This window comes from Devosia sp., assembly GCF_030689745.1.
In the GTDB taxonomy this organism is placed as follows: Bacteria; Pseudomonadota; Alphaproteobacteria; order Rhizobiales; family Devosiaceae; genus Devosia; species Devosia alba.
Genome location: NZ_JAUYGL010000181.1, coordinates 1 through 7,120, shown reverse-complemented (window position 1 = coordinate 7,120; position 7,120 = coordinate 1). Strand labels below are relative to the sequence as shown.

Sequence of the window (7,120 nt, the reverse complement as noted above, 5' to 3'; positions counted from 1 at the left end):
CGGACCCGACAGCAGGATCGCCTGTCCAGGCCTAGCCCGGTCTGCGGAAACCCGCACCCCGTCGGGCACAACGCCAAGCCCGGTGGTGGTGATGAAGACCCCGTCGCCCTTGCCTTTTTCGACCACCTTGGTGTCGCCGGTGATAACCGGAACGCCAGCCTCGCGCGCCGCCCGCGCCATCGAGATGACGATCCGTTCCAGATCGGCGAGCGGAAAGCCCTCCTCGAGAATAAAGCCGGCGGTGAGATAAAGCGGCCGGGCACCGGCCATGGCTACATCATTGAGCGTGCCATGGACCGAAAGCGAGCCAATATCGCCGCCTGGAAAGAACAGCGGCGAGATCACATGGCCATCAGTCGACATGACAAGCCGGCCCTGCGGCACGTCGATCAACGCCGCATCATTGCCCTGATCGAGGATCGGATTGCCCAGATGCCGGTGGAACAGGTCGCGGATCAGCTCCGCCATCGCCCGGCCGCCGCCACCATGGGTCATGTCGACATTGCCGGTTCTGAGCGAGATGCGCTTTTCCACCATGTTCATGCGGCCACCTCCTTGCTTGCCTTCTCCTTGGCTGTTTTCTGGGGCTCCCGAAAGCGGCCATAGGTCCAGTAGGCGGCGCACGCGCCCTCCGACGACACCATGCACGATCCCATCGGGTTGTCCGGCGTGCAGACCGTGCCGAACAGCTTGCAGTCGGTTGGCTTCTTGACACCACGAAGGATCGCCGGGCACTCGCAGGACTTGACTTCGCGCGACTGCTTCTCCGAAATCTCGAAGCGCTTCTCGGCATCGAAGGCGGCATAAGTGTCGCGGATGCGCAGCGCGCTATACGGCACTTCGCCGAGCCCGCGCCATTCAAAGCTCTGGCGCAACTCGAACACCTCGGAAACGAGCTTCTGGGCTTTCAGATTGCCTTCGCGGGTGACCACGCGGGTATATTCGTTCTCGACTTCCGCCCTGCCCTCGTTGATCTGGCGGATCAGCATCAGCGCCGACTGCATCACGTCGAGCGGTTCAAACCCGGCGATGACGACCGGTTTGGCGAATTCCTCGGCGAAGAACTCATAAGGCTCTGACCCGATCACGGAACTGACATGCGACGGTCCCAGAAAGCCATCGATCCTGACGGTTCCAAGGTCGCGTACTTCCGGAGATTCCAGAATATGGCCAATCGCCGAGGGGGTTAGAACGTGGTTGCTGAAAACCGAGAAATTTTCCAGTCCCTCAGCCTCGGCCTGCCTGATAGCCACGGCCGTTGGCGGTGTGGTGGTCTCGAAACCGATGGCGAAGAAAACCACCTGCCGGTCCGGATTGTCGCGGGCGATCTTCAGCGCGTCGATGGTCGAATAGACCATGCGAATATCGGCTCCGTCGGCCTTGGCGCGGATCAATGACCGCTGTTTGGTGCCCGGCACGCGCATCATGTCGCCATAGGAGCACAGGATCACGCCGTGGCGCTCGGCCAGTTCCACCGCATCGTCGAGACGGCGCACCGGCAGCACGCAGACCGGACAGCCGGGCCCGTGCACGAACTTGACGTTATCGGGCATCAGATCCTGCACCCCGTAGCGGAAGATCGCGTGCGTGTGCCCTCCGCAGAATTCCATCAGATGGTAGGTGCGATCGGGTTGAGCCTCGGCCTTGATCCTGGCGGCCAGATTTTCGGCCAAACCGCCATCGCGGAATTCATCGACATATTTCATGCCTCGCTCCCCGTGATCTCTTCAAGTTCTTCCTTCAAAATGCCGGCTTCCGCCATCAACGCCAGCGTCCGTGCTGCCTCCTCGGGGCTGACCCGGTGCAACGCGTAACCGACATGGATCAGCACATAATCGCCGACCGCCACCTCATCGAGCAGAACTACCGATATGCGCTTCTTGACGCCTTCCAGCGCCACCACCGCCATGTCGTTGGCTTCGAGCGCTATCACCTTTGCCGGTATCGCCAGACACATGGATTCTCTCCCTATTCCGCCGCCGCGCCGAGCGGATGCCCGACGAGCGCCATCGCCCGCGCCGCCGCCAGCCAGGCGATCCAGGCGTCCATGCCCTCGCCACTGCGGGCTGAAACCTGCAGCACTTTGATCGCCGGATTGACCTTGCGGGCGTTGGCGACCGCCGCGCCCACATCGAAATCGAGGTAAGGCAGCAGATCCGTCTTGTTGACCAGCACCAGATCCGAGACGGCGAACATGTCGGGATATTTCAGCGGCTTGTCCTCGCCCTCGGTCACCGAGAGGATCGCCACCTTGTGCGCCTCACCCAGGTCGAAAGCCGCCGGACAGACCAGATTGCCGACATTCTCGATGAACAACACCGAGCCGTCTTCTGGCCCCAGATGCTCCACCGCGTGACCAACCATATGGCCATCGAGATGGCAGCCCTTGCCGGTGTTGATCTGGATAGCAGGCGCCCCGGTCGCGCGGATACGCTCGGCATCGGCTGAGGTCTGCTGGTCGCCCTCGACCACATAGCTCTTGAGCCTGTCACCAAGCAGTTCGATAGTCTTGACCAGCAGCGCGGTCTTGCCGGAGCCGGGACTGGAGACCAGATTCAACGCCAGAATACCGTGGTTTGCAAAGAAATTCCGGTTTTCGGCCGCATAGGTATTGTTCTTGGCCAGAATGTCGTGTTCGAGCTGGATCATCCGGCCCTGGCTCATTCCAGGCACCACCGCACCGGCCTCCCCCGCACCATAATCGAGCGTCCCGTGATCGCCATGATGATGATGGTGGTGGCCGTCATGGTGATGCCCGTGCCCGTGATCATGCCGGTCATCGTGCTTGTGGCCTTGCGCCTTGTCCGCGCCCTCGACCCGGACTTCGCCTTCTCCGCATCCGCAAACCGTGCACATCAGTTGACCTCCAGTTCCTTGATCCGCAATTCCTCGCCGCCTGTCACCTGCAGTTGGTGCGATCCACAATCGGGACACGGATCATAGCGCTCTATGATCACGATGTCCTTGCCGCAGGAGAAACACCAGGCCTTGGCCGGCGTCTCGATGATATCCAATACGGCTTCTTCGGCAATCGAGCCGCGCATGACCACATCGAACCCGAATCTCAGCGCTTCGATTTCGACCCCGGACAACGGGCCGATCTCCACGCAGACCCGTTTGACCTTGTCAAACTTTTGCTGGTGAGCCTGATCCCTCAGAACTCCGAGAATGCTTTCGCAAATCGACATCTCATGCATCAGGCTGCCCTCACTTGATAGGCGACGCAAGGGTCGATGGCGTTGACCACCAGATGCGCAAGTGAAATCCTGTCCGCCTCATCATGACCGTCGAGCGTGGCCAGACACCGCGCCGCGATACCCCGGGAATCGAAATTCCAGTCCGTTGGCGACACAATACGGTAGGCATCGACGCGCCCGTCACGCAACCCGACTGTGTGAATGAGCAGTCCGCGCGCTGCCTCGACAACACCAATGCCTGTCCCGTCGTCGGTTTCGGTCATCGTTCCTGGCTCTCCCTGCCCGTCCAGCAATAAACGCATTTCGGCAGGAAGGCACGCAAGTTCAGCGAGACGGGCGATGAACCGCGCACCAAGACCCGAGCTGTTGAGACTTTCGACAGGGCCTTCGGCCAGACGCCGCGAGAACAGGGTCGTTTCCGGAACCCCATCCTGCAATGCGAAGGGCACGCGTCTGCTGTTGCCTGCAAGCAGCCTCGGCCATGCAACTGCCGAACCGGTATGCGGCAAACCCACCGCATCGCGTCCAGCATCCGCCATGTGGATCCAGTTCCTTTCAGACAAATTGGCGATCATCCGCGCCGCAGCGGTCCGGCGAAGAGCGCACCAGTCGGCAAAACCGGCCATGCCTCGCCGTGCTCGCCAAACCTCCAGCGGCTCGCCGAATATTCCATCAGCAAGCAGTGCTTCCGCCTCGTCGATTACCGCGAGCGCCGCCACTCTGTCAGGCACGCATCCCGCTCCGATGGCGAATGGATTGCGGCTTCCGAACAAAGCGTGGCGGATTCGGGGTACATAACCGATCACCGGGCGAACCGACGCCCCTTCCGGCTCGCCACCGAAAAACCTCGGCCATTCGAGCGCGATGCGCAGTACGTTTTCCCGCAATGTCTCCATGGACGTGACAAGCACGCGGGCGCAAGCGGTTTGCCGGTCCGGCGCGACGCCCATCGTCGCTTCAAGCGCCAGAACCGCGGCATGGGATTGGGCATTGGCGCAAACGCCGTAAACCGACGAAATGCAGGTTATCGCCTCCGCAGGCGAGCGGCCGCTAAGCATCGGCGAGATATTGACTGTCCGGTCGTGCCGCACCGCTGATCCGCGGCCCTTTCCGAGGATGATTTCCACCTTGCCCTCGAGCATCATGACCGTTCCTCAGCGGGCGCACCACCGCGTAGGAAGGCCCTACGGCTGACCGGTCGCGGTGCGTGCGATCCATGGCCGGGTGCAGCCCGGTCTTCACTTGCGTCATCTTCGGAATCATTGCCAGCGTCATCGGCCTGAACGGGCACTTCACCCCGCCACATAGCTGCCATGTCACGCTCGCTAGCATCCGATTCGCCGCCGGATTCAAAGATCGCCTCAAGCGCCGCAACGGCGGTCGCTTCAGCCCCCTCCTGATCGGAAAACTCGAGTACCGGCGAAAACAGCGAGCACATCCAGAAGGGGCCAATTGCCGCCTCGCCTCCGGCGATGAATTCGAACGATCCGGCCGGAAATGCGAACATGCGTTTGGTGCCGGTAGCGACCGGCTCATCTCCAGCCTTATCCGGCAGAGCCATCAGGTTCATGAACCACGGCGTGATCAGCACGCAGAGCCAGTAACCGTTCCAGGATCGCCCGCCTACCGCCTTCACCGGCAGAGCCGCATTGAGGATCGGGATACCAGCCATGCGGCTTGTCCTGATCTCCTCGAAACAGGCTTCCATCCTTGGGCCAATGTCCGCGCGGTCAGCCATTCAATTGTCTCCAATGACCATGAAGCCTGATTTTCCGCTGTCGCATTCCGGGCATGTCCAATGATCGGGCAGGTCGGAAAACGACACTCCACGCGGGATCTGCCAATAGTCGTCGCCCTGGTCCGGATCGTAGACATGCCAGCAAATCTTGCATTCAAGCTTTGTGCGCGGGCCAATTTTGGCTGCGTCACCGCCATAGGATCCTGCAAAAAAATGATCGCTCATCGGTAGATTTCCAGGATCTCGTCGAGCCGTTCAGCGGAATCCGCGATATCTTCCGGCGACGCGCAGGCAACCTCGGGAACATGGGTGATTTCCACGGTGTTGAGTATCATCGTATCCTGCGAATTGTAGAACTGGACCCACCAGACGTTTCGGGTCGCTGTCGCTGTGATGCGGCAATTGCCATAGCCGCGCGACAGCACCGTGATTGCGCCACGCCCCAGCGTTTCATTGAGGAAAAGCAGATCTTCCTCCGTGTGCGGCAGCAACGACAGATTGATCACATGCGTGAAACCCGCACCGTTCACCCGCGGAATCTGATCATTTATTTCGGGCAACAACGGTGGAGCATTGAAGATATTGGGTCCAAATGAATCCGGAATGGCGATCTCGCTTTGTGCGACGTCAAATGCGGTCTCCAGAATGCGGGCGGGAAAGGCCCCGATTTCGACATAGTCGCGCAAAATCGAGCCATCATCGGTGGTTTCGCGAACACGCCATACTCCGGCCAGAACGGCTTCTTGGGCTTGCGCGACACCGCCTGCAATCAACGAGACTTCGCCTTCACCCAGAACCTGGCCAACGAAATTGAGGTTTTCCGGATCAAGTCCGAGAAGGCTGACCATGCGCCCCTGCTCAGCTTCCTGGTAATCCTGTAGCTGGGAGAGAACCTGTTCAAGCGCGGCCATACCCGCTTGAAAGCTTTCCGCCTCTTCGGATTCAGGCAGATCAGGCGTGGCGAATGTCATCATGCCCGAAGGCATCTGCATGTAATCGAGCGTGGTGCCGTCCTCTTCGCCGGGCTGGCTGCCGGGGCCGATAAATGAGGTGATCTGGTCTTGCATGGCGGTGTCCTCGAACGGTTCTGTCTAGTGCTGAAGGTTCGGTTGCGGAGCGCCGCAGCCATCGGGAAACTGGAAAGCTGGCGGTTCGCTTGGCTCGCGCGATAGGATTTCGGGAATGTCGCGTATGTAGTCATTCCAGTCCTGTACCCGCGGGATGACGCCAAGGTATTCGCCATAGCGCAGGAAGATCAGCACCGGAAAGGCGTTGAACCGGTAGCGCCGCTGGATGTCGCGCTCGCTGTCGCGGCTGACGATCAGCGGCGTGATGGCTCCTGCGAAAGCCTTGTCCAGCTCGGGCACGACCACGGCAACATCGTTGCTTTCCGCAACACGCAGGGCGTCGCCCGCCACAAACAGCATCGCGAACGGCAGTTCCACCGTCACAGCGTCGAGGTCGTCGTGGTCGACGACGGGGTATCCTTCGCGTTCGATGATCGATTGCAGCAGGGGTGAAAACATGGAGGATCCTCTCTTCAGGTGGGGTCTGTCGCGGCGGGGCGCAGGAAATCGGGCAGTTCGGGCTCACGGTTAATCAGGTCGGCAAACAGGTGCTCGAACCCGCCCTCGCCGCGCATGACCTTGCCCAGCGCCTCGATGGCGTCGGCGGATCGGCGCGCCTGTTCGGCGCTGATCGCCTCGCGCGCGGTGCCCAGAAAGACCATCACCCAGCCGCCGGCCGGCACCGCTCCGACGAGGCACATGTCGATGCGGTGGACGCCATCGGCCGCGCGGCAGAGCGCATGCCCGTCGCCCTCCTCGATCACCTGCATGGGGATTCCGATGCACATCAGCGGGCCTCCGCCTTGCCCGAGACGAGGCGTTCCATCTCCGCGTCGAAATCCTGCGGACCGCGCCAGTTGCGGTCGGCGAGCACCCGGCCGTCGCCATGCCGGAAGGCTTCGGCCTCTCCCGGACGCCCGGCCTCGTAGCGCCCCAGCGTCAGTTCGAGCGAGGCGATGGTCTTGTCCTCGTCGAGCCGCGCGGTCCGCGGCTCGGCATGGACGCCGTGACCTGAGAGAAACGCGAGCGCCATCTCGATGGCGGGTCCGATCTGCGCCTTGACCTCGGGGCGAAGGCTGCCGCCGTAATCGTCGAGTTCGACCGGCTGCACGCCGACC

Annotated in this window: 11 protein-coding genes and 1 pseudogene; all 12 read right to left on the bottom strand. The window is 61.5% G+C overall.

The genetic code is table 11. The features are described from left to right. Positions 1-543, bottom strand: a 543-nt coding sequence (locus Q8O80_RS15895) for an AIR synthase related protein (RefSeq protein WP_305580987.1), incomplete at its 3' end; no start/stop codon positions are given. Continuing rightward, positions 540-1,706, bottom strand: a complete 1,167-nt coding sequence (gene hypD / locus Q8O80_RS15890; protein ID WP_305580985.1) for a hydrogenase formation protein HypD — start codon at positions 1,704-1,706, stop codon at positions 540-542. The genes hypD and Q8O80_RS15895, both read right to left, overlap by 4 nt. Next, positions 1,703-1,957: a HypC/HybG/HupF family hydrogenase formation chaperone gene (locus Q8O80_RS15885; RefSeq protein ID WP_305580983.1), complete on the bottom strand. Its 255-nt coding sequence runs from the start codon at positions 1,955-1,957 to the stop codon at positions 1,703-1,705. The genes hypD and Q8O80_RS15885 overlap by 4 nt, the downstream gene beginning before the upstream one ends. Before the next feature lie 11 nt (positions 1,958-1,968). Next, the gene (gene hypB, locus Q8O80_RS15880) at positions 1,969-2,856 is read right to left on the bottom strand and encodes a hydrogenase nickel incorporation protein HypB (RefSeq protein ID WP_305580981.1); all 888 of its coding nucleotides are present in this window, start codon (positions 2,854-2,856) and stop codon (positions 1,969-1,971) included. After that, complete coding sequence (gene hypA / locus Q8O80_RS15875) at positions 2,856-3,197, bottom strand: hydrogenase maturation nickel metallochaperone HypA (RefSeq protein WP_305580979.1); 342 nt, start codon at positions 3,195-3,197, stop codon at positions 2,856-2,858. The genes hypB and hypA overlap by 1 nt, the downstream gene beginning before the upstream one ends. Beyond that, entirely contained in the window at positions 3,197-4,342 is a 1,146-nt protein-coding gene (locus Q8O80_RS15870) for a nickel-dependent hydrogenase large subunit (protein WP_305580978.1), read from the bottom strand. The genes hypA and Q8O80_RS15870 overlap by 1 nt, the downstream gene beginning before the upstream one ends. Next, complete coding sequence (hybE, locus tag Q8O80_RS15865) at positions 4,339-4,935, bottom strand: [NiFe]-hydrogenase assembly chaperone HybE (protein WP_305580976.1); 597 nt, start codon at positions 4,933-4,935, stop codon at positions 4,339-4,341. The genes Q8O80_RS15870 and hybE overlap by 4 nt, the downstream gene beginning before the upstream one ends. Next, positions 4,936-5,160 carry a rubredoxin gene (locus Q8O80_RS15860; protein ID WP_305580975.1) on the bottom strand — a complete coding sequence of 75 codons (225 nt, stop codon included), beginning with the start codon at positions 5,158-5,160 and terminating at the stop codon, positions 4,936-4,938. Then, positions 5,157-6,002, bottom strand: a complete 846-nt coding sequence (locus Q8O80_RS15855) for a hydrogenase expression/formation protein (RefSeq protein ID WP_305580973.1) — start codon at positions 6,000-6,002, stop codon at positions 5,157-5,159. Before Q8O80_RS15855 ends, Q8O80_RS15860 begins: the two co-directional genes overlap by 4 nt. Positions 6,003-6,026: 24 nt before the next feature. Next, entirely contained in the window at positions 6,027-6,461 is a 435-nt protein-coding gene (locus tag Q8O80_RS15850; RefSeq protein WP_305580971.1) for a hydrogenase-1 expression HyaE, read from the bottom strand. 14 nt (positions 6,462-6,475) lie between these two features. Continuing rightward, positions 6,476-6,790: a HypC/HybG/HupF family hydrogenase formation chaperone gene (locus Q8O80_RS15845; protein WP_305580969.1), complete on the bottom strand. Its 315-nt coding sequence runs from the start codon at positions 6,788-6,790 to the stop codon at positions 6,476-6,478. After that, positions 6,790-7,120, bottom strand: a pseudogene (locus Q8O80_RS15840) (HyaD/HybD family hydrogenase maturation endopeptidase); the annotation flags it as partial. The gene Q8O80_RS15845 and the pseudogene Q8O80_RS15840, both read right to left, overlap by 1 nt.

What these genes read in the sequence shown, in the direction of transcription:
- Q8O80_RS15845 (WP_305580969.1), bottom strand. Translation starts at nt 6,790, where the DNA reads ATGTGCATCGGAATCCCCATGCAGGTGATCGAGGAGGGCGACGGGCAT.
- hypB (WP_305580981.1), bottom strand. Translation starts at nt 2,856, where the DNA reads ATGTGCACGGTTTGCGGATGCGGAGAAGGCGAAGTCCGGGTCGAGGGC.
- Q8O80_RS15885 (WP_305580983.1), bottom strand. Translation starts at nt 1,957, where the DNA reads ATGTGTCTGGCGATACCGGCAAAGGTGATAGCGCTCGAAGCCAACGAC.
- hypA (WP_305580979.1), bottom strand. Translation starts at nt 3,197, where the DNA reads ATGCATGAGATGTCGATTTGCGAAAGCATTCTCGGAGTTCTGAGGGAT.
- Q8O80_RS15850 (WP_305580971.1), bottom strand. Translation starts at nt 6,461, where the DNA reads ATGTTTTCACCCCTGCTGCAATCGATCATCGAACGCGAAGGATACCCC.
- hybE (WP_305580976.1), bottom strand. Translation starts at nt 4,935, where the DNA reads ATGGCTGACCGCGCGGACATTGGCCCAAGGATGGAAGCCTGTTTCGAG.
- hypD (WP_305580985.1), bottom strand. Translation starts at nt 1,706, where the DNA reads ATGAAATATGTCGATGAATTCCGCGATGGCGGTTTGGCCGAAAATCTG.
- Q8O80_RS15870 (WP_305580978.1), bottom strand. Translation starts at nt 4,342, where the DNA reads ATGATGCTCGAGGGCAAGGTGGAAATCATCCTCGGAAAGGGCCGCGGA.
- Q8O80_RS15855 (WP_305580973.1), bottom strand. Translation starts at nt 6,002, where the DNA reads ATGCAAGACCAGATCACCTCATTTATCGGCCCCGGCAGCCAGCCCGGC.
- Q8O80_RS15860 (WP_305580975.1), bottom strand. Translation starts at nt 5,160, where the DNA reads ATGAGCGATCATTTTTTTGCAGGATCCTATGGCGGTGACGCAGCCAAA.